The sequence below is a fragment of the Enterocloster citroniae genome, assembly GCF_040545455.1.
Classification (GTDB): Bacteria; Bacillota; Clostridia; order Lachnospirales; family Lachnospiraceae; genus Enterocloster; species Enterocloster citroniae.
Genome location: NZ_JBEPLZ010000004.1, coordinates 98,993 through 123,592, shown reverse-complemented (window position 1 = coordinate 123,592; position 24,600 = coordinate 98,993). Strand labels below are relative to the sequence as shown.

Below are 24,600 nucleotides of genomic sequence, written 5' to 3'. Positions count from 1 at the left end.
CCTTACCTCCTCCATCAATCCCATATCTGTCTCCTGTCCCGCTTCCTGCAAAGACATTGAATGAGACGCAGACAGAAGTTGGTCCATGCTGTCCGCGTCTCATTTGGTAGCGTCATACACTTGTATTAATCCATGTCGCGCTGCTTTCTCCGCTCCTCCAGGATGCGCTCAAAATCTTCTTCCGTGAATCCGATATCAGCCAGTCTCTGCCTGCGCTTTTCACGGAGTCTGAGCTGGCGCTGGCGTTCCGCCTCCTGCCGCTTTTTGATCCAGAAAAAGCCGATGGCTGCAAGCGCTGCCAGGACAAGGATCACGCCGCCCACAATAAACACCGGGGTGGGGATCTTAACACCGCTGCTGTCGGGAACCTGGGGATCCTGGGTCTGCGGCTCTTCCTGGGAAGGAAGTGGGGCGGCCGTGTTTACGGATTGCTCCCTGGTGGTGAAAAGCCAGGCATCCCCGATCTTTCGTTCATTGTATGTATAAGACAGTTTAGCCACAGCGCCTTCGGGATGGTCGGACGGCAGGTCGGTGACCAGCTGCTTTTGTGCGTCCACAAACTGGGCATCATTGGGAAGGGTGATCACGGCTGCCTTGTCAATATAGAGCTGGCCGGGTTCATAGGTCTCGGAACCGATGGTGACCAATGCATCCCCTGTTACATAGTCTGTTTCATTGTCAGCTATGCCGACATTCTTAAATCTTGCAAACCCGAAATCCATGATTGTCTTAGTGTCGGAATAATGGGTCTTTTGGGTACTCCTTAAGGTAACCGCGATCTGGCTGCGGCCATCCCGCCTGGCGTATGTGACAAGGGTCTGGCCGGCCTGGGAGGTCCACCCGGTTTTACCGGCAACCGCATCGGGATAATACTCCTCGCTGCTCTCGTCCTCGGTTATAACAAGCTTGTGTTCCATGGAAAACGTCCTTCCGTCCGGGTTGTTGATGGTTGCCGGGATGGAAGCCTTTTTTGTGGAGCTGATCTCCAGAAGGGTGGGATTCTTAAATGCCTCCCTTGCAATCAGAGCCATGTCGTAGGCGGAGGTGCGCTGGGTGTCATCGTTCAGCCCCGAGGGGTTGGCAAAATGGCTTTCCTGACATCCAAGCTCAGCCACTTTGCGGTTCATCATATCCACAAACCCGGACCGGCTGCCTCCGATGTACTCGGCCAGAGCATTGCTGGCCTGATTGGAAGACTGCAGGAGCATGACGTAAAGGCAGTCCTTTACGCTGAGCACATCCCCCTCCTCCAACGCCAGTTTATTGCCGCTGCCTGATTCTATGTTGTACACCGCATCGTGAGAAAAGGTCACAGGAGCGTCCAGGTTGTCACAGTTTTCAATGACCACCAGGGCGGTGAGCAGTTTGGTGATACTGGCCGGGATCTTTTGTTCATGTATGTTCTGGGCAAACAGGACCGCTCCGGAATCCATGTCCATGACAATGCCGGCCTCCGACTGTACCCCTGTGTCAGTGGGCCAGTCCGGCTTTGCAAACGCGGTTACGGTCGACAAAGATAACACCATGACGAGACTTACGATAATGTATGATAAACGATGCATATGTACCTCTTCTTTTACTCTCTTAATAAAACAGTCTACACATGATTATATTTTAATAAGGGGCCGCTGTCAATGAATTAAAATTTCTTATTCTCTCTCTTTAAAAAACTAATTAGCCATCCAACCGTATCTGAGGTATACTTATACTTGGTATGCAATGCCTGTGTACCGTACATTGACGCACCGGAGGTCTTGTGGCATGGAAAATTTTACTAAAATGCTGAATGCTCAGCTGATTCTTCTGATTTATATGGCAGTGGGGATGTACTGTATGAAGGTACATATCATCAACCAGGAGACGAAAAAGAAACTGGTGGACCTGATCCTTAAGATCACCCTTCCCTGTATGATCTTCAACTCCTTTAACAAGCCGCTGACACCGGAGGTCCTGATGCAGACGGCTCTGATCCTGGTGGTGGCCTTCTGTATTTCCATCCTCTCTTTTTTTCTGGGAAAGGTGATCTACAACCGGTATCCCCTGGAAAAGAAAAGCATCCTCCAGTACTGTACTCTGGTCAACAACTCAGGATTTCTGGGAATGCCCATGGTCGCTTCGGTTTACGGAAATGACGGATTATTTGCAGCCTCCATTTTTATTATCCCCAACCGTATCTTTATGTGGACCGCAGGGCTGTCCGTGTTCACCACCGCTGATCTTAAGACAAAATGCCGCAATATCCTGCTGAATCCATGTATCATCACTGTATTTTTGGGACTGGCACGGCGGATGAGCGGGTTTCCGGTTCCCGGCTTTCTGGACACTGCCATTGCCAATATAGGCGCCGTCACCTCACCCCTTTCCATGATGGTGATCGGGACCATGCTCATTGGCGTGCCCTGGAAAAAGCTGTTGGAGCCCAGCCTGTTTTATCTGGCATTTGTACGTCTGATCGCCCTTCCCCTGGTGGCTCTGGTTATTCTGAACCTGATCCGGGTGGAACCCATGCTGGCCGGGGTCTCCCTGATCCTTACAGGCATGTCTGCGGGAAGCACCAGCGCTCTTCTGGCCGCTAAATATGGGGCGGACGAGGATTATGCCTCCAGATGTATTGTGACAACCACCCTTCTGTCCCTGGTTACCATACCGCTTCTGATGCTGCTTTTGTAACGGATGTCCGCGCACTAAAAAGCCCTGAGTGTGTTCCTTACGCTCAGGGCTTTTGGTTATATGAATATGTTTTTATCAGGTGATGGGCGCGGGATTAAAAATACAGAAGTCATTATATAATTTATATTTCTCGGCAAAGCTCTGCTTTCTGCCGCTGGCCACGTCAATGATCTCGTGGAACAACTGTGTTCCGATCTCCTGGATGGTAGCTTCACCGGTGGCAATGGGGCCTGCGTTCACATCAATGAGATCCTGCCACTGCATCTTCATGTCGTTTCTTGAACATACCTTGATCACAGGAGCGACCGCCAGGCCATAGGGGGTTCCGCGGCCTGTCATGAACACCTGAAGGCCGATCCCGCTGGCCAGCTGGCAGGGACCGCATACGATATCGCTGGCCGGTGTGGCCGCATAGATCAGTCCCTTTTTGGATGGTTTTTCCGCCGGCGACAGCACCTCCACAATGGGGGACGTGCCTGACTTGGCAATGGAGCCCATGGCCTTTTCCACAATGTTGGACAACCCTCCCTTTTTGTTTCCGGGAGTGGGGTTGGCGCTTCGGTCCACCTGTCCGTTTTCCAGATATCGGTCATACCACTTCATCTCGTCAGCCAGCTTTTTGCCAACCTCGCTGTTGACGCAGCGCTCACCCAGAAGATAGACTCCGTCCCTGACTTCCGTGACTTCAGAGAAGAGAACCGTGGCGCCGCCTTTTACCAGCATATCTGCCGCGTATCCGGCAGAAGGATTGGCGGTGACTCCGGAAAAAGCATCACTGCCCCCGCACTGCATACCAATGAGCAGGTCGCTGAGTGGAAGGGTCTGGCGGGTTCTCCGGTTTAATTTTGCCAGCTTTTTCTCAGCCATTTCCATCAGGGAGCTGATCATGTCGTCAAATCCCTTTTTTTCCTGGAGGATGATCACGTTTTCCGGGGAAATGTCAGCCTCATCCAGCAGCATTTCCACTGTGAACTTTTCACATCCCAGGCCGACCACCATCAGCTCCCCGCCGAAGTTGGGATGCTTTGCAAGGTTTCTCAGGGCGCGTATGGGAACCTTGGCCTCAGGTGCGCCGATGGCAACGCCGCAGCCGTAGGCATGGTTGATGGGGACAATATCATCCACATTGGGATATTTGGGCAGAAGCTCCCGCTTCATCCGCTCCACAGCCACGTTCAGGACTCCTGTCACACACTGCACCGTTGTGCTGATCCCAAGAATGTTCCTGGTGCCCCCGTACCCTCCGTTGGGATTTACATACCCTTCCCATGTCACGACCGGCGGATCAGGAAGGTCCGTTACCAGGTTGGTGGCAAAGGTCATCTCGTCCACGGATGGCGGGGTGGGCAGCTTAAGCATGGTTTCATTGATCCACTGGCCCTTTTTTATGGGGTCGATGGCATAGCCCAGCACCACCCCGTAGCGGACGATCCTGCCGTCTTTGGGGATATCGCACAGGGCGATCTTATGGGCCTGGGGGATATCCTGCTCCGCAACCACACCGTCCATGACCTGGGTTCCGGCCGGAATGTCATTGACTGCAATAGCCACATTGTCTTTGCCGCTGATTTTAATGTATAAGGGAACGCTCATTTTTTTCCTCCTTTAGTTTATGTGCACTCCCGGAGTACACTTATGAATTAATTTCATTATAGCAACGGATCACTCATAAGTAAAATTATTAGATTTAAGTTTACTCTTAAAAAAATTACTATTACCTGTTGCCCGCCTTGATCAACTGATGTAAAATGAAACTGATGCAAAAGGATATTTGTGCAGGAAACCATCCTGCTCTCATAAAAGGAGATCATATGGACACAAGACAGATTGAATATATATTGAAGATAGCGGAAGAAAATAACATTACCCACGCAGCAGCCAAGCTTTTTATCACCCAGTCCGCCTTAAACCAGCAGCTGATCAAGCTGGAGAATGAATTGGGAACCCCCCTCTTCCACCGTTCCCGTACCAACTGGCACCTGACAGAAGCCGGTGAGATCTATATCAGGAACGCCAAGGAGATCATGCGCCTGAAGCGGGAAACGTATCAGACCATCCACGATCTGTCAGACGGAAGATGCGGCCACCTGGCCGTGGGCTTTACGGCCGGAAGGGGGATCAATATGTTTACCCGGGTGTACGGAACCTTTCACCAGCTCTATCCCAATGTGATCATTGAACCGGTGGAGGGCATTGTCAAGCAGCTCCAGAAACTGATCTCCATGGGCGATCTGGATCTTGCGTTTCTCACATTAACGGACAAGGACAGGAGCGATGATCTGTATGAACCGATCTATGACGAGGAGCTGTTCCTGGTGATCCCGGCAGGACATCCCTTGGCCGGCACCCGGCCCGAAGAGGGGGAGGACTATGCCACCATGGATATCCGTAGGCTTGAGTACGAACCCTTTGTGCTCATGGACCGCCGCTCTACCATGAGTACCATGCTCAACCGCATTTTCGCGGAAGCCGGCTTCAGCCCCCAGGTATTGTTTGAGACAGGCAATAACCATACCATTATTTCCATGATACGGGCCAACATGTGCTGCGGCATCCTGCCCTACTACTATGTAAAGGACCTGGACCAGGATTTCTGCTGTTTCCACCTGCCCTCCCGCCCAACCTGGCAGTTTACGGCCAGTTACAAAAAGGGCCGCTACCTCAGCCGCCCGGCCCGCAGCTTCATCGATCTGATGAAGGAGCAGTGGGGGGACAAGATAACGGCCACACAGTGAACCTTGCCGACTATAATATAAAGCGGGCATTGCAAAGCCCTTGTGAAGCAGCCTTTAGATCAGGCCGGCAGCTCTCATTTCAGCCTTGATCCTGTCTAATACAGGACCTTCCGGTGTTGCCAGATTGGGCTTATAGGGAAGACCAATGTCCCTTCCCCTCAGATTGGCCATATCCTTTGCCGCCACGGGAAAGCTGGCTCCGTCCATGGACAGTCTTACGGGATTCAGCTTAAACTGTGCTTCCAGGGAACCCTGAAGGTCGCCGGCCACATACTTATTGTAAACATCCACGATCAGTTCAGGCATGAAATTGGCCGCCGTGCACACGCCGCCCACTGCGCCATGACACATGGATGCGTATAACAGGGTGTCCTTTCCGCCAAACACCTTAAAGCCCACATCCCTTGTCCGCCTGATGAACTCAGAGGTCTGGGTGATGTCGCCGCTGGTATCCTTCATTCCCACAATATTGGGAACTTCATGGGCAAGGCGCTCCACCAGCTTGCCGGACATGGTATAGTTTACCCGGCCCGGATTGTTGTACAGCAGTACGGGTGTCTCAGGCACTGTTTCGGCAATGGTCTTAAAATGCAGATACAGCTCATCCTCAGTTGGCTTTAAGAACATGGGCTGCAGCACGGAAATGCCGGCCGCACCGCACCGCACCGCCATCTGAGCAAGGCGGCAGCACTTTTTGGTGCTGATCGCACCGATTCCAAAATATACAGGTACACGGCCGGCCGCCTGGTCGATCATAATCTTTAATCCGCGCTCCATCTCATCTTCCTCAATGACATAGAACTCTCCGTTACTGCCAAATGCCAGGATACCCAGTACGCCTCCCTCGATCACATAGTTAACCTGATCTCTCAGCTTTGCCTCGTCAATAAACTCATTTTCATTGACAGGAGTGAGAATGGGGACAATGACACCCTTGATAAAATCTGTATTCATGACGCTTCTCCTTTAGGGGTGATTATGACTCAACTGTGGTATTGGCGATCTTCTCGTAGTACTTAACAATACTGGAGTGGTCTTCCTTCTCGTAGCCGTCAGCCTTTAAGCCCTGCATGATCTCCATCAGCTGTCCTGTTAAGGGAACCGGGGAACTGATGGCATGGGCTGCGTTCAGCGCGTTGTTCAGGTCCTTAATATGCAGTTCAATGCGGAAGCCGGGTTTGAAGTTTCTGCTCAACATCATAGGTGCCTTTGCATCCATAACAGTGGAGCCTGCCAGTCCGCCTCTGATCGCCTGGTATACTAACTCAGGATCTGTTCCAGCCTTTTTTGCAAAGGTAAGGGCTTCAGATACGGCAGCGATATTGACGGCAACCACGATCTGGTTAGCCAGCTTGGCAACATTGCCTGAACCCAGCTCACCCACATATACAACAGAGCCGGCCATAACCATGAGCATGTCGTAATACTTGTCAAAGAGTTCCTTTTTGCCGCCCACCATAACGGACAGGGTACCGTCAATGGCCTTTGGCTCTCCGCCGGAAACAGGTGCATCCAGCATATCGATTCCCAGCTTGGCCAGTTCAGCGCCGATGGCCTTGCTCTCAGTTGGGTCAATGGAGCTCATGTCAATTACAACTGTTCCTGGCTTTGCGCCTTCTGCAACACCGTTTTCACCCAGTACGGCAGCACGTACATGAGGGGAGTTGGGAACCATGGTGATCACTACCTCACACTGTTCGGCAACCTCCTTGCCGTTGGCGGCAGCTACAGCGCCGCAGCCTACCACCTCGTTCACTGCGTCCTTGTTAAAATCAAAAATAACCAGCTCATAACCAGCTTTTAATAAATTCTTGCTCATTGGCTTTCCCATAATGCCTAATCCGATAAAACCTACTTTCATTTCATTACCTCACCTTTCATTCAATTTGGCCATTCATACCCTTGGCGGACAAGAAGGCGTGTGTGCCCTTGCTGCTGAGGATATCCCTGACCTATGACCACATTATATCTGACCGTTTCTTTTTCTACAATTGACATTGTAAATAAAAAAGACGGCTTTTTATATACAAGCCGTCCAGTCTTTCAAAAAATGATTCAATTATGAAATAGTAGTTTCAAATATATTTTAATTTTATTTCATTTCAGTCCCATATCATACTTACTCGATATTATACTTCTTCATCTTCCTCCAAAGAGTGGCCTTGCTGATTTTCAGGCTTTTTGCAGTGCGTTCCCTGTTTCCGCTGCATTTTGCCAATGCGGTCCGGATCTGTCTCTCCTCCTCGCTCTGCACAGGTTTTATAAGACCTGCCGGCCGATCTTCCTTTTCATACTCACCGGGAGGGGAGATTTCTTTCGGGGGATACAACTCTTCCAACATGGCACGCACCAGGATCTCGTCAATGCTTCTTTTTCCAGCGGTGAGCACCAGACGGTTCATGTAGGAATCCAGCTGGATCCTGTTGCCGGGCCAGCCATATTCCTTCAGGCACTGGCGTGCCCCCTTTGTCAGCACATGATATCTGGAATATTGGTCGCAGGACTCTTTTAAAAGGTCTTCGATCAGCTGTTCCAGATCCTCGGGGCGCTCCCTGAGAGGGGGCACCTGAAGTTTAAGTCCAGACAGCAGATAGAACAGGTCCCTTCTGAACCTGCCGTCCTCCACCATCTCCCAAAGCCTGGTATAAGGCAGGGTGCTGGATGCCATGATGCGGATGTGAAAATGCACCGTTCCCGCAACGTCCCTGCTGCTCCCTGTTTTGTAGCGGATCAGCTGGTACAGCCCATACTGGCTGGACAGGGAGAGATGTTCCACATCTTCCATGTAAATGGTTCCCTCATTGGCCAGAAACACCGCTCCCTTATCGCCAAAGATCATATCATGCTGCTCTTCCCCGGAAAGGCCGTTGCAGGTGAGGGAAAAAAACGCCCCGTCATTATACAGGCCGGCATTGTGCATACTCTCTGCCATGAGGCGCAGTTCGCTTCCGGTCTCCCCCAGGATCAGCACCGGCTGCTGGGATTGGGAGTAAAGCCTTGCCAGATGGATACAGTCCTGCATGGGCCTGGAGTTCTGGACCAGGGATGAAAAGCTGCCCCTGGCGATCAGGCCGTGATGCTTCAAATGGTTTCCGTCCGCGTGATCCCGCTCTTTTACCGGTCTCTGGCGCTTTACCTTGTGACAGGTAAGGATGGCGCCTTCCACCTCATCCCCCACCCTGACAGGTGCAAGGATGGCAAACACAGGGGTGCCGTTAGCCTGCATAAAGGAGGAATAGCTTTCATCCCGCCCTTCCAGCACCCGGACCAGTTTTCCCTGGTCGATATCCTGGAATACCTGCTCCATCCTCCGGCCTATGATCTGCTCGCCCTCGGGTCCCAGGATATCCCTCATCACAGGATTGACCGTGGTAATGACACCATTCCTGTCCATGTTTACCACACCGTTAAAGGAATAATCCAAAAGCGCTTCGATCTGGGCATTGCTCCTCTTTTCAGCGCCCATGGCAAAGTCCATGCTTTCCGCCATGGCAAATGCCATGCGCAGGGAATCCTCGGTCATGGAAAGAAACAGGGAGGGAAAACCGGCTTCCTTTGCCGTGGCCACAGCCACATCCCCGCCGATCATCAGGTCGGCGCCTTCCTCCATAGCCAGCTTGGCCTGTTCTTCCAGTCCAGCCCCGTTGGATGCAAAGTAAGTGCGCAGCTTGATGTCATAGATGGTCTCAAAATACGTCATATCACAGAACATATTCTTCACACCTACCACGGCAATGATCGGTTTTGTCTTACCCACGATCTGCTTTGCCTTGACCACCAAAAGGGCCATCTCCTGGGCGGTTGCCACGATCTCCACCACAGGGATATCCGTGTACTGCTTGATAATGGAAGCCTGGAGTCCCCTGGCAATGATGATGGTAGCCCCGGCAGCAATAGCGCTTCTGGCCTCCACCACTGCGTTCTCTGTCTGGATCATCCGCATGTCACTGATGGCGTATTTCTTTTCCTGCAGGATATTGTGGGCCTGGTAAAGCATTTCCTCCCTGGGCACCAGAAGAACGATTTTCCCCATAAGTCCTCCTCTACTGCTTCTCCAGTCTTGTCTTCATAAACTCCAGTCCGGCCAGGATCAGGCCGCCCAGAAGGAAGAACAGGATCCTGAACGTGTCAAGACCCATGGGATCCCTGGGCACGTCCAAGGTTGTGGGTCCCATGGTAATGGCATAAAGTGAGCCTATCATCAGGCCTATGATGGTATAGATGGCCTGGGAGCGGTAGCGCTCAAGGCACAGCTTGATCAGTTTAATGATCCCCACAATGCCTGTGATGACACCCAGACCAAACACCGCCAGAATGGGCACGTAATTCAGGTTCATATGAAGAAATTCTTTTACAGCCCCTATGATGGGTACATAGATACCAAAAATCAGAAGCAGTGTGGAACCGGAAATTCCCGGAAGCACCATGGCGGTGATGGCCACCATGGCGGTGATGAACACATAGACGACCAGTCCCAGGGACAGATGTTCCACTGAAACATTGATCCCCTGCCCGCCGGCGGGGTTAAAATACGAAATGCAGAATACCAAAGCCATCCCTGCAAAGGTAAAGATCAGATTGCCGTATCTTCCCTTCATGGAATGCCTTTCCTCCCTGATGACCATGGGGATCGCAAACAGGGTCAGTCCCATAAAGACGGAACTGATTTCATAAATATAATCCTGAAACAGGCCTGAAAGTACCAGGACGGACAGGCAAAAACCCAGAATCCACCCGATGCCCAACTTAAAAAGGAAGATAAATGCCTGTTTTCGCCTGGCATTATCCTTTCCCATCAGATCATTAAGCGAATTGATAAACTCATCATAAAACCCAAGCAAAAAGGCAATGGTTCCCCCAGATACCCCCGGAACGCTGTCCGCCATGGCCATGCAGAACCCTCTGATACCGTTTAAAAGCACATGTATTTCCTCCTGTCGATTTCTTTCAACAATTATACATGAATTATGGGGAAATTCAAGTAAAATATAAAGTCATCTTATTTCTTTTTCAGCTTTTATGTGGTATCATAGTGCTAATTTATGCTGGAAACCAACACTAAAAATGTAACCCTGATTATGTAACGCAAAGAATGTAATGCAAAGAATGTAATGCTGAGAATGCAAGGAGGTAACATCATGTATGAGCTGATCCAGGCGGGACCCAGAAGCTTCTATATTAATTGTCCTGCTAAAATAGGTGTTTTTAAAATAAACGATACTCAGGTCTGTCTCATTGACAGCGGAAATGACAAGGATGCCGGCCGAAAGGTCCGCCAGATTCTGGAACGGGAGGGCTGGCAGCTTCACGCCATCATCAACACCCATTCCAATGCAGACCACATTGGAGGCAACCGGTATCTCCAGCAGCAGACAGGCTGCAAGGTGTATGCAAAAGGTGTGGAGGCTGCCTTTACCGCTTACCCGGAACTGGAACCAGCATTTCTTTACGGAGGTTATCCCTTTGCGGATCTGCGCCACAAATTTCTTATGGCCCCAAGCAGCCAGGTGAGCGACATGGATTCCCTGTATGAAGACGAGGCCCTGAGAGAACTGGAGATCATTCCTCTTCCGGGCCATTTTTTCCAGATGGTGGGGGTGCGCATCCCTGATGGCACCCTATTCCTGGCTGACTGCCTGAGCAGCCGCGCCACCCTGGACAAATACAAGGTATCGTTTATATATGATGTGGCTTCCTATCTGGAGACCCTTGACAAAGTCATGACCATGGAGGCCGCCCTTTTTGTTCCCGCCCATGCGGAGGCGACCGACAGCATCCGCAGTCTGGCCGAGTACAATAAACAGTGCGTCCATGAAATCGCGGCCAAATTGCTGGAGCTGTGCGCTGCCCCGCAGACCTTTGAGTCGGTTTTAAAAGCTGTTTTTGATTACTACGGCCTGACCATGAACTTCCAGCAGCATGTGCTGGTAGGCTCCACCATACGCTCCTACCTGGCCTGGCTGAAGGATACGGGGCTCCTGCAGGCATACGTACAGGACAACAGGATCATCTGGTCCGTGTGATCTGAGCGGTCTAATCTGAACGGTCTAATCTAAGCGGTCTGGATGTGTGATCACCGGACCTCTTATTCACCCTGCAGTGCGTCAAATCCCTGCTCGCCGGTACGCACCTTGATCACATTTTCCACATCATATACAAACAGTTTTCCATCTCCGATATTTCCTGTGTACAGGACTTTTTTTGCCGTGGCGATCACGTCCTCCACCGGAACCCTGCTCACCACTACTTCCAGTTTGATCTTGGGAAGAAGGGCCACTTCCTCTATCTTTATGCCTCTGTAATAATTGGCATGGCCCTTCTGGGTGCCGCAGCCCATGACCTGGGTAATGGTCATGCCGGTCACTCCCAGCTGGGAAAGGGCATCCTTGAGGGCCACAAATCTGGCCTGGTTAAATACCATGACTATTTTTGTCAGCTTGGCTGTTGTGGAAGCCGGTTTGGATTCGGGGAAATGTTCCACGGTAACGGATTTTTCCATGGAGATCCCTTGGGAAGGCTCTGATTCCTGTGATTTGCCCATGAATACCATGGGCATAAAATCCGCATAGGAACTGGTCAGGTTGTGTTCGGTAGCATCCAGCCCCTTAGTCTCCTCTTCCCAGCTGGCCCGAAGACCGATGGTGTGCTTTAAGACATTAAAGGTGACGAACATGGTTACGGTAACCCATGCAATGACAGCGATCACGCCGATGAACTGGATCATCAGAAATCCTGCGCCGCCGCCATATACCAGGCCGCCCTCGGCAGCAAATACCCCGGTAAGCAGAGTTCCCGCAGCACCACACATTCCATGGACCCCAATGGCCCCCACAGGATCATCGATCTTACACACCTTGTCAATGAACTCAATGCCGAATACCACAACAAAAGCGGCGATCAGGCCAATGAAAAAGGCTCCCACAGGGGTTACAAGGTCACATCCGGCCGTAATGGCAACCAGGCCTGCCAGGGAACCGTTCAATGTCATGGAAATATCCGGTTTTTTGTAGCGGATCCAGGTAATGACCATGGTGGCTACCGTGGCCGTGGCCGCTGCCAGGTTGGTGGTTACAAAGATATTGCCCGCTGAATACACGGCAGCATCGCTGTCCATGGCAACCGTGGAACAGCCGTTAAAGCCAAACCAGCAGAACCAGAGAATGAACACTCCCAGGGCTCCAAGTGTAAGGCTGTGGCCCAGGATCGCCTTTGGATTCCCGTCCTTGTCATATTTCCCGATACGGGGCCCCAGGATCTTTGCCCCTATGAGGGCAGCCACTCCGCCGCACATGTGGACCGCAGTGGAACCTGCAAAATCGTGGAATCCCATCTGGGCCAGCCAGCCGCCGCCCCAGATCCAATGGCCGGATACAGGATATACCACTGCGCTGATCACTGCGCTGTAGATACAGTAGGAAATAAATTTTGTCCTCTCTGCCATGGCTCCCGACACAATGGTTGCAGCCGTTGCGCAGAAAACAGTCTGGAAGATCAGAAAGGCGGGAAGGGGCACCCCTGAAGGAAGGACCGCGCTGTAGTCGCCTCTTACCAGCGGATCCAATCCTCCCACCAGTGCGCCTGTGCCCCCAAACATGATGCCAAAGCCTGTAAGCCAGAACAGCGGGGTACCGATGGCAAAGTCCATCAGGTTTTTCATGATGATGTTTCCTGCATTTTTAGCCCTTGTAAACCCGGTCTCTACCATTGCAAAACCTGCCTGCATAAAAAACACCAGAGCTGCGCCTAGCAGGACCCAGATAGTATTAACTGCTGAATAATCCATAATACGTTCCTCCTTGAGGTTTGTTTTTGATGGGGATGACGGTGCCGGATGGCACTGGAACAACAAAAGGGTGTATTGCCGCCGGTACCTGGCGATTGCAATACACCCCATTGTGCACACTGTTGCTTACGTAAGAACAGAAAAAGCGCCGGTTATAAGCACCAGCGCTTTTCTTTATGTGCCTTATTATAGTGTGCTGACTTTTAAAAGTCAACCACCAATTAAGTTTTCGTTAATAAATTATAAAGAAAGAATAAAACACCAATTATTTTCAGCAAAATGTTAAAGGTCAGATTTTTATCGCAGACTGGCGGCCTTCCAGCGCCCGGCCTGGGCCTCAAACTGTTGGTTTACCCAGTCCACTCCTTGGGCCAGACCGTCCGCATTAAAGTCAAACAGGACCTTCTCCTTTTCACTGTCCGGGGTAGCGTCATATCCATATGGCTCCGGCCATACGGTAACACCCAGTTTAGGCTTTTCTTCCCCTTCCGCCTCCACCTTTTCCATTTGGAAACGCATTCCCTTGTGGCTTCCAGTGAATTTTTCCTTTTTCAGGAAATTAATAGGCATGAAATCTTTTAATTCCAACATGACGGCACCTGCTTATTTTTCGTTTTCACTTAACTCGGCCAGTGTTACAGCCAGACCTGCGATGGCGGTATCCTCCACCTCGCCGGATGTATAAAGGGTATATTTGGTACTGCCCCATTCCCAGGAAGCCAGGCGGCCGCCGCTTTCCGTGGTCTTGACCTGAACCTCGGTCTCCTGTCCGTTGCTTCCTGCTGTCTCTGTGAGCACACCCTCTTTAAAACGTTCAAAAATGCCTGCGAAATCCTGGGCTGTGTCGGAGGCCCGGTAGGTGTACTCAGTGCCGTCAAAGGTGAACTGCACATCCGCCACTTCTCCATTGATGATATAATAGGAAGGGGACTCTGCTTCCTTTGGCAGCACCATGTGAACGCCTATGGCCTCAAAGTCCAGGACACTGTCCGCCTCCTTCATGGGGTTAGGCATGCCCTGGGATTCCGTCTGTGTGGCCGCAGTGGTCTGGGCCGCGGTGGTCTGGGCAGGCGGAGCGGGTTCCTTGGCACATCCGCCCAGCACAGAGGCGGCTGTTACAGCAAAAACCAGCAATGAGTTCCTTAAGATTTTTCCATAATGATCCATATATATTCTCCCTTTTCCAATCTGCCATACGTTATTCCATCACTCCTCAGGCCTGAGGCCAACGGTCTGGCAATATTCCTGCAGGGTCCTGTGGAGCTGTCCCTCGGACGTCTCATCACACAGCACCACGATCTTATCTCCCGCCAAAAGCATGGTATCCCCCCTTGGCACAAACTCGGCATCCCCCCGCATCAGGGACACCACCAGACAGGTCCTTGGCCAGGCAATGGCGGATACCTTTTTGCCTTCGGCAGCGCTTCCATGGAAGATCATCCCCTCCACCAGGACCTTTTCACCGGTCAGAGTGGCTTGTTTGTCCGGATTCTGCTTTCGCAGCAGTCTGTGGAGCAGCTGGTCATAAACAGGTGCGCAGTGGAGCATATCGGGCACCAGGTAAGCGGCCAGGGATACCATGGACAGTGTGAGCAGGTGAGAAAAAGAGCCTGCCATCTCGCTGATCAGGATAATTCCTGTTATGGGCGCCCTGACAATGGCTGAAAAGTATCCCGCCATGCCAAGAATGATAAAATTCACCAGAAGTCCTGACAGAGAAGGGCTCATATGCTCCGCCACACGGTAATAAATACTTCCGATAATAGCCCCCAGCACAAGCAGGGGAAGAAAAATGCCGCCCGGAGCGCCTGAGCCAAAGCTGACCATGGAAAAGCAGAACTTGACCACCAAAAGCAGGCACAGGGATCCCAACACCATATCCCCGGCAGACAACTCCTCCACCAGGGCGTGGCCTCCGCCCAGGACTCCCCTGTATAAAAAGCCGAACACTCCGGCCAGCATAAAGGGGATCAGGATCTTTACAAGGCGCCAGGGGATCCTCTCATACAGGTCCTGGGTCTTGGAAAGTGTGGTGTTGTAGACAACCCCCATTGCTCCGATTATAACTCCCAAAAACAGCACATGCCCGTAAGTGGATAAGGGCATCATGTGGGTAATGGTAAATGTAAAAACAGGTTTCAGTCCAAACACATTTCTGGAAACAAAGTCCGATGTGATGGAGGCCGCCATGGAGGATAGGAGAAGCTCCGGTGAAAAATGCTTATGTACCTCCTCCAGGGAAAACAGGATACCCGCGATGGGAGCGTTAAAGGCAGCCGACAATCCGGCGCTGGCACCGCATGTGATCAGCAGCTTTTCCTCAGTCTTAACACGCTTAGTGACCCTTGAAAAACCTTTGGCCGCCATGGCGCCCAACTGGATGCTGGGACCTTCACGGCCCAGGGAAAGGCCGCATCCCAGTGACAGGATGCCGCCCCCCAGCTTGGCTAACAGCACCCGCCACCAGCATTCATCGATCTCACCCATGATCTCGCCCTCGATCTGCGGGATGCCGCTTCCGGAGATCAGGGATTCCCATTTGAGAAGCCATGCCACAATAAAGGCCGCCGCTGCCAGGATCAGGAACCACACAGGTATGAACCATGGATGGCTCTGACCAAAATCCAAAATGGAATGCAGCAATGTGTCCGCGTATCCGATCAAATACCGGAACGCCACCACCACAGCGCCTGCAATGGCCCCCACTATCACTCCTTCTAATATTAACTCATAGCGAAAACTCCGGTAACGGTTAATCGTATGAGTAACCGTATGTTCTTCCGGCCGCATCATATATACCCCCCTGTTTCAAATCACTTTGAAAGCCCTTTCTTACACTTTCCATTACATCTCGCTGTAGGTTCCCTTGAATTTAACAAGCTTCGGACGGTAGCCCGCACCTGTGAGCGCCGCCACGATCTGATTCTTGTGGTCTGTTCCAAATGCCTCCATGGTGATGCGGAGCTCCACGGCAGCGTTGCGGTTGATGCTGATAAACTGGTTGTGCTCCAGCTTGATGATGTTGCCCTGTTCCTTTGCCAAAAGGGATGATACCCTGGCAAGTTCACCCGGCTTATCAGGAAGAAGTACGGAAACCGTGAACACGCGGTCCCTCTGGATCAGGCCGTGCTGCACAATAGAGGACATGGTGATCACGTCCATATTGCCGCCGCTTAAGATGGAAACGATCTTCTTTTTCTGTACATTCAGATGCTTTAATGCGGCAACGGTGAGAAGACCGGAGTTCTCCACGATCATTTTGTGGTTCTCCACCATGTCCAGGAATGAAACGATCAGCTCGCTGTCCTCAATGGTGATGATATCATCCACATTCTGCTGGATATAGGGGAAAAGCTTTTCTCCCGGTCTCTTGACCGCGGTGCCGTCCGCAATGGTGTTCACTTCGGGAAGGGTGGTCACCTGTCCCTGGCGCAGGGATTCCTGCATACAGTTGGCGCCCGCCGGCTCCACGCCGATCACCTTGATCTTGGGATTAAGAAGCTTTGCCAGGGTGGAAACGCCTGTACACAGTCCGCCTCCGCCAACGGGAACCAGTATGTAATCCACGGTGGGCAGTTCCTTTATGATCTCCATGGCAATGGTGCCCTGTCCTGTTGCCACGGCCAGATCGTCAAATGGATGTACAAAGGTATATCCGTGTTCCTCCGCCAGCTTATAGGCATAATCACATGCTTCATCGAACACATCGCCCTCCAGCACCACCTCGGCGCCATATCCCTTGGTGCGGTTTACCTTCATCAGGGGCGTGGTGGTGGGCATAACAACGGTGGCCTTCACACCGGCCAGCTTGGCTGCATAGGCAACGCCCTGGGCATGGTTGCCCGCTGATGCGGTGATCAGGCCTTTGGATTTTTCCTCATCACTAAGGGTGCTGATCTTATAGTAAGCGCCTCTCACCTTGTAAGCGCCGGTATACTGCATGTTCTCCGGTTTAAAATACACCTTGTTGCCGGTCTGGGCAGAGAAATACTCGCTGTATACAAGCTTTGTCTCCGTGGTCACTTCTTTTACAAGATCAGAAGCTTCTTCAAAACACTCTAATGTCAATTCTTCCATAATTGGGTCCTTCTTTCCATCGTTTGTCTTCTACTATATCACGTTACAGTGCTGAATTCAAGAATTCCTTTGTACATTGAAAAGTGCATTGACAAAATCATCCGCATTAAATTTCTGCAGATCATCAATCTGCTCACCAATGCCAATATATTTGACGGGAAGCCCTAATTCAGACTGGATGGCCACCGCGATACCGCCCTTGGCCGTGCCGTCCAGCTTGGTGAGGATGATCCCCGTAATATCGGCAACCTCCATAAACTGGCGCGCCTGGGCCAGTGCATTCTGGCCCGTGGTGCCGTCCAGCACCACCAGGGTCTCCCTGTAGGCATCGGCGTATTCTTTGTCAATAATACGGTTGATCTTTTTAAGCTCCTCCATCAGGTTCTTCTTATTATGGAGCCGGCCGGCCGTGTCACAGATCAGCACATCCGCCTTCCTGGACTTGGCGGCAGCCACGGCGTCATAGATCACAGCCGCCGGGTCGGAGCCTTCCTGCTGTGCGATAATATCCACTCCCGCCCTGCCGGCCCATTCCGTCAGCTGTTCAATGGCAGCGGCGCGGAATGTATCCGCCGCTGCCAGTATCACCTTGTGGCCGGAATCCTTAAGCTGTCCCGCCAGCTTGCCCACGGACGTGGTCTTGCCCACGCCGTTGACCCCGATGACAAGGACCACGGACTTTTTGTGTTCAAACTCATAGGCATTCTCACCCAGGTCCATCTGTGCCTTGATGCTGCTCACCAGCAGTTCCTTGCACTCCTCCGGCTCCTTGATGTGCTGCTCCTTGACCTTGGCCCTCAGATCCTCCACAATGGACATGGTGGTCTGGATCCCCAGATCGCCCATGATCAGTGTCTCCTCTATCTCCTCGTAGAAATCATCATCAATGGCGGAAAACCCACTGAAGATGGAATCAATGCCGGATACGATGTTGTTGCGGGTCTTGGCAAGCCCTTCTACCAGACGACCGAAAAATCCCTTCTTTCCCTCAGACATAAACCTTCACTCCTTAATTGTCATTTACATTTATCAATAATCATATCACAGTTCCTGTTATTTATCCAGGTCATCCTCTATCAGGTTAACGGAAACCAGGGTGGATACGCCCTTTTCCTGCATGGTGATACCGTACAGGCGGTCCGCCGCCACCATGGTTCCCCTTCTGTGGGTAATGACGATAAACTGGGTGTTCTTGATCAGCTTGTGTAGGTATCCCGCAAAACGGTCCACGTTGGAATCGTCCAGGGCTGCCTCGATCTCATCCAGCAGGCAGAAGGGGGAGGGCTTCAGGTTCTGGATGGCAAAGAGCAGGGAAATGGCTGTCAGCGCCTTCTCGCCGCCGGACAGCTGCATCATATTCTGAAGCTTCTTGCCCGGAGGCTGGGCGATGATCTGGATTCCCGCTTCCAGGATATCTTCATCCTCCATCAGTTCCAGTGTACCCCGGCCGCCTCCGAACAATTCCTTGAACACCTTGTCGAATTCCGCGCGGATCTGGGAAAACTTTTCTTCAAACTGGCGTCTCATGCCAGTGTCCAGTTCCTCGATGATCTTTTCCAGCTCCGCCTGGGCCTGGGTCAGGTCATCATACTGGTTTTTCAGGAATTCATACCGCTCAGATACTTCCTTATAGTCCTCAATGGCGTTCACATTGATGTTGCCCAGTCCCCTGATCCTGGATTTCAGCTCATCGATCCGCTTTTTCACCTCTGAGGAGGATTGGTATTCCTCCTTTTTTAACTCCAGGGCTGTGGAATAGGTCATCTCATATTCGGTCCACATATAGGATGTGGAATGCTCCAGCTTTTCTTCCAGCTTTTCCTGCTGTGCCTGGATACGGAACATGTCCTTGTCCAGGTCGGCCAGACGGCCGGTCAGTTCCTCCCGCCTGGCAAAAAAAGCTTTCTGCCCTTTGGTCATTGTCTCCCTGCGGGCAGCCCGCTCCGCGATGATTGCTTCCAGCTCCCTCATCCGCGTATCGCCGTCCGCGATCAGCGCCTTCAGACGTTCAATTTCCTGCTGCTTGCCCAGGATGACCTGCTGTGCGTTACCGGTGCCGGCTTCCAGGGACTTAAATTCTTCCTCCAGTTTCCGGATCTCACCGGCCACACGGTTTGTATTTTCTTTTATAAAGTCCTGCTTCTGGACCAGGTTGGCAGTTTCCATCTGGACAGCGGACAGGGCCGCGGCAGCCACCTCCCGCTCTTTGCGGGCATTTTCCAGGAGCGTGGTCTTTTCCTCGATCTCCTGGTTGGCCTGGGTGTTCTTGGACTCCAGTCCTTTGGTGTCCTCCTCCAGGGCCGTCCGGCTCTGGTTGATCTCCTTTACCTGTTCCTCAAGCTGTCCGTGTTCCCTTACAAGGTCGCTGGAGGAATCCGCGATCTCAGCCTTCTTGTCCTCCAGCTGGGAAATATTCATGCGGATGGTATTCTCTTTGATGGCAAGGGACTGGATCTCTGCTTTTAACTGCTCCAGCTCCGCCTTTTTCTCCTGGGCCAGGCTCTCCTTCAGAGCCAGTTCATTCTGGATCTTCTCAATCTGGACCAGCGCCTTGCCGCAGGCCTCCTCCAGTTCTTCGATCTCCCTGCGCCGTCCCAGCAGATTGCTGCTGTTTTTAAAGGCGCCGCCTGTCATGGAACCGCCGGCGCTGAGAAGTTCGCCCTCCAGGGTCACAATGCGCAGGCTGTATCTGTATTTCCTTGCCAGGGCAATGGCGTTGTCAATGGTATCCACCACCACCACCCGCCCCAAAAGATATCCGGCCAGGCCTTCGTACTGTTTGGCCGCCTGCACCAGGGTGTTTGCCAGACCCAGCACGCCTTTTTCCTTTAGGGCCGCCGGCTGTGGGAAATGCTGGTTTCCATTAATGCTGGTGAGAGGCAGGAATGTGGCCCTGCCGTACTTATTCTTTTTCAGATATTCGATCAGCTGTTTGGCAGTTGCCTCGGAGTCTGTTACAATATTCTGTATGCTCCCTCCCAGGGCTGTCTCAATGGCTGTCTCATATTTTTGTTCCGTGGAAATAATATCCGCCACAACGCCGTGGATCCCATGGACCCGGTCCCTCACTTCCATGACACGGCGGATGCTGTTGCCGTATCCATCGTAGCGCTCAGCCAGGTTCTTCAGGGATTCCAGCTTGGTGTAAGCCATGTGGTATTCCTGCTGGGTATCGTTTTGGTTGCGTGTGAGACGCCTGACCTCTCCCTCGGCCTCTGTCATGGCATCTTCTGTTTCCTGGGCCAGGAACTGCTTGTTCTCCATCAGTTCCCGCACCTGGTCCAGGGCTGTCTGTTCCTTATGGATGAGTTCATCCTGAACAGACTCATCACTTTTATACTTAAGCAGTTTCTGCGTTACCTCGCTGCGCCGCAGATTTACCTGCTCCAGCATGGTCTCATAACGCTGCTGCCTGGCGGTAAGGGATGCCTTTTCATTGAGGGACTGGATCACCGCAGCCTTGGCTGCTTCTATGGAATCATCCAGTGTACGGATCAGCTCGTCCTGGCGGTCCAGCTGCCCCTGGGCCATGTTCTGGCGCTCCCTGGCATCCGATACTTGTGCATCCATGAGGGAGTATTCTTCCTCATAGGAGGACAGCTGTCCTTTTTTAACTTCCAGTTCACCGGTGATGACGGTCCTCCGGCTGGAGAGATGTTCTTCGTTCATCTCCTCCGTATGTATCTGTTCGTTCAGGACATTGATCTGGCCTTCCAGGCTTCCCCGTGAAACCGTCTCACGGTTTAAGGTTTCCCTGTCCGCCGAGATCTGGGTCTCCAGGCCGGTCAGGTCCTGCTCCAGCTTTTCATACTCTGTTTTCAGGCGTTCTGATTCTTTTCTGGTATCATCCATGTCGCCGGATAACAGGCTGCAGTTTTTTTCCACCTCCTGCAGCTGCCGGCCGATCGCCTCCGTGTCCATAAGGAACAGGTTGGCATCGCAGATCTTCAGTTCGTCCTTTAACTGCAGGTATTCCCTGGCAGCCCTGGACTGTCGTTCCAAAGGCCCCACCTGTTTTTCCAGCTCCGACAGGATATCGCTGACACGCACCAGATTTGCCTGTTCATCCTCCAGCTTTTTCTGGGCAATGGCTTTTCTCCGTTTGAATTTAACGATTCCGGCCGCCTCGTCAAATAGTTCGCGCCGTTCTTCCGGCTTTCCGCTTAATATCTTATCGATCTGACCCTGCCCGATAATGGAGTATCCCTCCTTACCGATACCGGTGTCGTAGAACAGTTCATTGATATCCTTCAGCCTGCAGGAGCTTCCGTTGATCATGTACTCGCTCTCGCCGGAGCGGTACAGACGGCGGGACACAGTGACCTCATCATAGTCAATGGTCAGCTGATGGTCGCTGTTGTCCAGTGTAATGGCAACATAGGCAAAGCCCTGGGGCTTTCTCATCTCGGTGCCGGCAAAGATCACATCCTGCATGCTGGCGCCTCTGAGCTGTTTGATTCTCTGCTCTCCCAGGACCCAGCGCACCGCATCGGCCACATTGCTTTTGCCGCTGCCGTTTGGTCCTACGATTCCGGTAATGCCGTTGTGGAATTCAAACAGTAATTTATTGGCAAAGGATTTAAAACCCTGAATTTCAATACTCTTTAGATACATGCTTCACCTGCTTATTTTCTGTGTCGGCGGGTTTCAGGCATCCCCTTGTTATACGTCTTCCGCCTTCAGCTTCAGGATGCCGTTGTATGCTGCCACCTGTTCCGCGGCCTTTTTGGTGCGTCCCACGCCGCGCCCGATCTCCTCGCTTCCGATTTTGGCGCAGACTTCAAAGGACTTGTTGTGGTCCGGTCCATCTTCCCTGAGAATTTCGTAGGACAGGGCGGCCGCCTGGCGGCTCTGGACCATTTCCTGTAAGATAGTCTTGCTATCATAAAAGAGCTGCTTGTGTTCAATATCGTTGAGGATAAAACGATGTATGAACTCTTTTGCATTAGCAAAACCACCGTCCAGATAGATTGCGCCTATAAGTGCCTCCATGGCATCGCTTACCACGGAATTGCGGCAGCGTCCTCCGGTGGCGTCCTCCCCCTTGCCCAAGAGCAGGTAGTCCCCCAGACGGATATCCCCCGCACAGTAAGCCAGGGTTGGTTCGCAGACAATGCTGGCCCGTATTTTAGTCAGATCACCTTCCGGCAGTGATTCGTATTTGTGGTAAAGAAAATCACTGGTGACGATCTCCAGGACAGCGTCTCCCAGAAACTCCAGGCGTTCATTGCAGCGATTGTGGTCCAGGCGGTGCTCATTGGCATAAGAACTGTGTGTCAGGGCCTGGGAAAACAGGTTTGGATTTTTAAACTGGTAAGAAATCCTTTCTTCTAATTCTTTCAAATGGCCGTTCATATATATCCTTCTTTCTATTAGTGACCTGCCTAAAACGCACAAAAAGGGCTGTGCTCACAGCCCCTGTGCCATCATTAATTTAATGCGTTCTTAATCTGCTCTACTGCGTCTCCCACAGTCACAATCTGTTCTGCAGCTTCATTTGGAATCTCAATATCAAACTCCTCTTCAATTCCCATAATGATCTGGAAAATGTCCAGCGAGTCTGCACCCAGGTCATCTACGAACGTAGCTGCCATTGTCACTTCCTCCGGTTCAATGTTCAACACTTCTGCGATAATTCCCTGTAATTTCTCAAATTCCATCTCTTAGCTCCTCTTTCTTACAATCTTGTTTTTACGTTCGTCCTTCGGACTTATTCTGTGCCTTTTGCTCCTAAGGATTCCCGGATCTTTTCATTGATCTCCTGCTCCTTGAACGTGACACATTGAATAATGGAATTACGCACTTCCGTGCGCTTGGAGTTGCCATGGGTCTTAACCACCAGGCCATTCAGGCCAAGAAGCGGTGCCCCTCCGTATTGGCTGCCGTCAAAGGCCTTCAGTGTCTGCTTCAGCGCCGGTTTCACAAGTAGTGCTCCTATCTTGCTTCTTAAGGTGGACATCATCCCTCCCTTAACCATGCTGATCAGAGTGGCCCCGACACCCTCATAAAGCTTTAAAATGACATTGCCCACAAATGCTTCGCAGACAATGACATCCGCTGCGCCATGGGGAATTTCCCTGGCTTCAATGCTTCCGATGAAATTGATTCCCTCACATTCCTTTAACAATGGAAATGTTTCCTTCACCAGCGCATTGCCCTTTTCTTCTTCCGCACCGATATTGACGATTGCGACTCTTGGATTCCGGATCCCCATCACATGCTCCATATAGATGGAGCCCATCTGGGCAAACTGCACCAGATGAGATGCGCGGGCATCCACGTTAGCTCCGCAGTCGATCAAAAGTGATACGCCTTTTTCTGTTGGAATAAGCGGCGCTAAAGGCGGTCGTTCCACGCCCTTGATACGCCCCACGATTACCTGTCCACCCACCAGGATGGCCCCTGAACTTCCTGCAGAAACAAAGGCATCAGCCTCCCCCTTTTTCACAAGGTTCATACCTACCACTATAGAAGAGTCCTTCTTCTTTCTAATAGCGTTAACCGGCGGCTCCTCGGTCGCGATCACCTCTGTGGCGTTCACCACCTGGATCTGGTCCTTGTTGTAAGTGTATCTGCCTAATTCCGAAGCAACTGTCTGCTCCTGGCCAACAAGCAATACCCGGATCCCCGGCTTCGCATTCACAGCTTCCACTGCTCCTGCCACCATCTCGCCCGGCGCAAAGTCTCCGCCCATGGCATCTACCGCTACTTTAATCATACTGACTCTCCTTTCGGTCCTGCATACAACTTATAATATACTAGATATCATTCTATAAATCAATATGTTTTTTATCCTGTTTTTTGAAATGCGGGGGGAGTAAAAATATGGTTCCCCTCCCGTACCAAAACCATGCGGATCCGGCTCTTTCAGAAGGAGCCAAGACAGGGAACAGGCATCAGTTCCTCCATGTTGTCACCTCCTTAAGAGGTCTCCTGGGCCTGGGAGCCGGGGTCTCGTCCCCATACCCGATGGAAAGCGCGGCAGCCAGTTCCCCCTCTGCATTCATCCATTCCTTTAGTTCCCTGTACGCAAAAAAGATATCGCAGATCCACAGGCTTCCCAGGCCCAGTTTTGCTGCCTCCAGCGTCATGTTTTCAATGGCGGCTCCGATAGACTGGTAGTTGCAGATCTCATAGATCCGTTCCTCCGGGGTCAGTGGTGCGGACAGGCCAAGTCCCAGGGTGTTGACAATCAGTATGGTGGCAGGCGCCTGTTCCATTATAAACCACCGTTACCTGTTCGGCAATCCAAAGGTTATTAAGGTTACTATTGCAATCCCTTCCCCTTATATTATAGAATAAAGCCAGGAGGACGGCCTTTAAGAAGACCGGATA

The 24,600-nt window shown here is 51.8% G+C and carries 20 protein-coding genes; 3 read left to right on the top strand and 17 right to left on the bottom strand.

The window, feature by feature from the left end:
* Nucleotides 1–125: 125 nt before the first annotated feature.
* On the bottom strand, nucleotides 126–1,562 hold the full coding sequence (locus ABID13_RS06480) for a D-alanyl-D-alanine carboxypeptidase family protein (RefSeq protein WP_045092212.1): 1,437 nt from the start codon (nucleotides 1,560–1,562) through the stop codon (nucleotides 126–128).
* A 199-nt stretch (nucleotides 1,563–1,761) separates the two neighbouring features.
* Between ABID13_RS06480 and ABID13_RS06475 the strand changes: the two genes are divergently transcribed.
* Nucleotides 1,762–2,670, top strand: a complete 909-nt coding sequence (locus ABID13_RS06475) for an AEC family transporter (RefSeq protein ID WP_048930449.1) — start codon at nucleotides 1,762–1,764, stop codon at nucleotides 2,668–2,670.
* A gap of 75 nt (nucleotides 2,671–2,745) precedes the next feature.
* On the opposite strand, the gene garD is transcribed toward ABID13_RS06475, so the two are convergent.
* Nucleotides 2,746–4,263 (bottom strand): galactarate dehydratase, encoded by a 1,518-nt coding sequence (gene garD, locus ABID13_RS06470; protein WP_048930448.1) that lies wholly within the window; start codon nucleotides 4,261–4,263, stop codon nucleotides 2,746–2,748.
* Between the two features lie 218 nt (nucleotides 4,264–4,481).
* On the opposite strand from garD, the gene ABID13_RS06465 reads away from it, so the two are divergent.
* A complete protein-coding gene (locus tag ABID13_RS06465) occupies nucleotides 4,482–5,405 on the top strand; it encodes a LysR family transcriptional regulator (RefSeq protein WP_048930447.1) in 924 nt (307 codons plus the stop codon).
* A 54-nt stretch (nucleotides 5,406–5,459) separates the two neighbouring features.
* Here the strand turns inward: ABID13_RS06465 and ABID13_RS06460 are convergent, their stop codons facing one another.
* The 4 genes from ABID13_RS06460 to ABID13_RS06445 form a co-directional block, all read right to left on the bottom strand.
* Nucleotides 5,460–6,359, bottom strand: coding sequence for a dihydrodipicolinate synthase family protein (locus ABID13_RS06460; protein ID WP_048930446.1), 900 nt, complete (start codon nucleotides 6,357–6,359; stop codon nucleotides 5,460–5,462).
* Between the two features lie 22 nt (nucleotides 6,360–6,381).
* Nucleotides 6,382–7,266, bottom strand: coding sequence for a 2-hydroxy-3-oxopropionate reductase (gene garR / locus ABID13_RS06455; RefSeq protein ID WP_045092214.1), 885 nt, complete (start codon nucleotides 7,264–7,266; stop codon nucleotides 6,382–6,384).
* Between the two features lie 258 nt (nucleotides 7,267–7,524).
* Nucleotides 7,525–9,438 (bottom strand): PrpR N-terminal domain-containing protein, encoded by a 1,914-nt coding sequence (locus ABID13_RS06450; RefSeq protein WP_048930445.1) that lies wholly within the window; start codon nucleotides 9,436–9,438, stop codon nucleotides 7,525–7,527.
* Nucleotides 9,439–9,448: 10 nt separating this feature from the next.
* On the bottom strand, nucleotides 9,449–10,327 hold the full coding sequence (locus ABID13_RS06445; RefSeq protein WP_007865030.1) for a DUF368 domain-containing protein: 879 nt from the start codon (nucleotides 10,325–10,327) through the stop codon (nucleotides 9,449–9,451).
* Between the two features lie 216 nt (nucleotides 10,328–10,543).
* Between ABID13_RS06445 and ABID13_RS06440 the strand changes: the two genes are divergently transcribed.
* On the top strand, nucleotides 10,544–11,428 hold the full coding sequence (locus ABID13_RS06440) for an MBL fold metallo-hydrolase (RefSeq protein WP_048930444.1): 885 nt from the start codon (nucleotides 10,544–10,546) through the stop codon (nucleotides 11,426–11,428).
* 62 nt (nucleotides 11,429–11,490) lie between these two features.
* Here the strand turns inward: ABID13_RS06440 and ABID13_RS06435 are convergent, their stop codons facing one another.
* The 11 genes from ABID13_RS06435 to ABID13_RS06385 all read right to left on the bottom strand — a co-directional run bounded on the left by ABID13_RS06435 (nucleotide 11,491) and on the right by ABID13_RS06385 (nucleotide 24,485).
* Nucleotides 11,491–13,188 (bottom strand): ammonium transporter, encoded by a 1,698-nt coding sequence (locus tag ABID13_RS06435; RefSeq protein WP_048930443.1) that lies wholly within the window; start codon nucleotides 13,186–13,188, stop codon nucleotides 11,491–11,493.
* Nucleotides 13,189–13,485: 297 nt separating this feature from the next.
* The gene (locus ABID13_RS06430; RefSeq protein ID WP_007865039.1) at nucleotides 13,486–13,779 is read right to left on the bottom strand and encodes a hypothetical protein; all 294 of its coding nucleotides are present in this window, start codon (nucleotides 13,777–13,779) and stop codon (nucleotides 13,486–13,488) included.
* A 12-nt stretch (nucleotides 13,780–13,791) separates the two neighbouring features.
* Complete coding sequence (locus ABID13_RS06425; protein ID WP_045092217.1) at nucleotides 13,792–14,355, bottom strand: hypothetical protein; 564 nt, start codon at nucleotides 14,353–14,355, stop codon at nucleotides 13,792–13,794.
* A 39-nt stretch (nucleotides 14,356–14,394) separates the two neighbouring features.
* A complete protein-coding gene (locus ABID13_RS06420; RefSeq protein ID WP_040416849.1) occupies nucleotides 14,395–15,978 on the bottom strand; it encodes a ClC family H(+)/Cl(-) exchange transporter in 1,584 nt (527 codons plus the stop codon).
* Nucleotides 15,979–16,032: 54 nt separating this feature from the next.
* Nucleotides 16,033–17,265, bottom strand: coding sequence for a threonine ammonia-lyase (gene ilvA, locus ABID13_RS06415; RefSeq protein ID WP_007865049.1), 1,233 nt, complete (start codon nucleotides 17,263–17,265; stop codon nucleotides 16,033–16,035).
* A 57-nt stretch (nucleotides 17,266–17,322) separates the two neighbouring features.
* On the bottom strand, nucleotides 17,323–18,261 hold the full coding sequence (ftsY, locus tag ABID13_RS06410; protein ID WP_007865050.1) for a signal recognition particle-docking protein FtsY: 939 nt from the start codon (nucleotides 18,259–18,261) through the stop codon (nucleotides 17,323–17,325).
* 57 nt (nucleotides 18,262–18,318) lie between these two features.
* Nucleotides 18,319–21,879: a chromosome segregation protein SMC gene (gene smc / locus ABID13_RS06405; RefSeq protein WP_048930442.1), complete on the bottom strand. Its 3,561-nt coding sequence runs from the start codon at nucleotides 21,877–21,879 to the stop codon at nucleotides 18,319–18,321.
* A 48-nt stretch (nucleotides 21,880–21,927) separates the two neighbouring features.
* Nucleotides 21,928–22,620: a ribonuclease III gene (gene rnc / locus ABID13_RS06400; RefSeq protein ID WP_007865052.1), complete on the bottom strand. Its 693-nt coding sequence runs from the start codon at nucleotides 22,618–22,620 to the stop codon at nucleotides 21,928–21,930.
* 74 nt (nucleotides 22,621–22,694) lie between these two features.
* Nucleotides 22,695–22,925 carry an acyl carrier protein gene (gene acpP / locus ABID13_RS06395; RefSeq protein WP_002564308.1) on the bottom strand — a complete coding sequence of 77 codons (231 nt, stop codon included), beginning with the start codon at nucleotides 22,923–22,925 and terminating at the stop codon, nucleotides 22,695–22,697.
* 50 nt (nucleotides 22,926–22,975) lie between these two features.
* Nucleotides 22,976–23,983 (bottom strand): phosphate acyltransferase PlsX, encoded by a 1,008-nt coding sequence (gene plsX, locus ABID13_RS06390; protein ID WP_007865063.1) that lies wholly within the window; start codon nucleotides 23,981–23,983, stop codon nucleotides 22,976–22,978.
* 178 nt (nucleotides 23,984–24,161) lie between these two features.
* A complete protein-coding gene (locus ABID13_RS06385) occupies nucleotides 24,162–24,485 on the bottom strand; it encodes a nitroreductase family protein (RefSeq protein ID WP_007865065.1) in 324 nt (107 codons plus the stop codon).
* Between the last annotated feature and the right edge of the window lie 115 nt (nucleotides 24,486–24,600).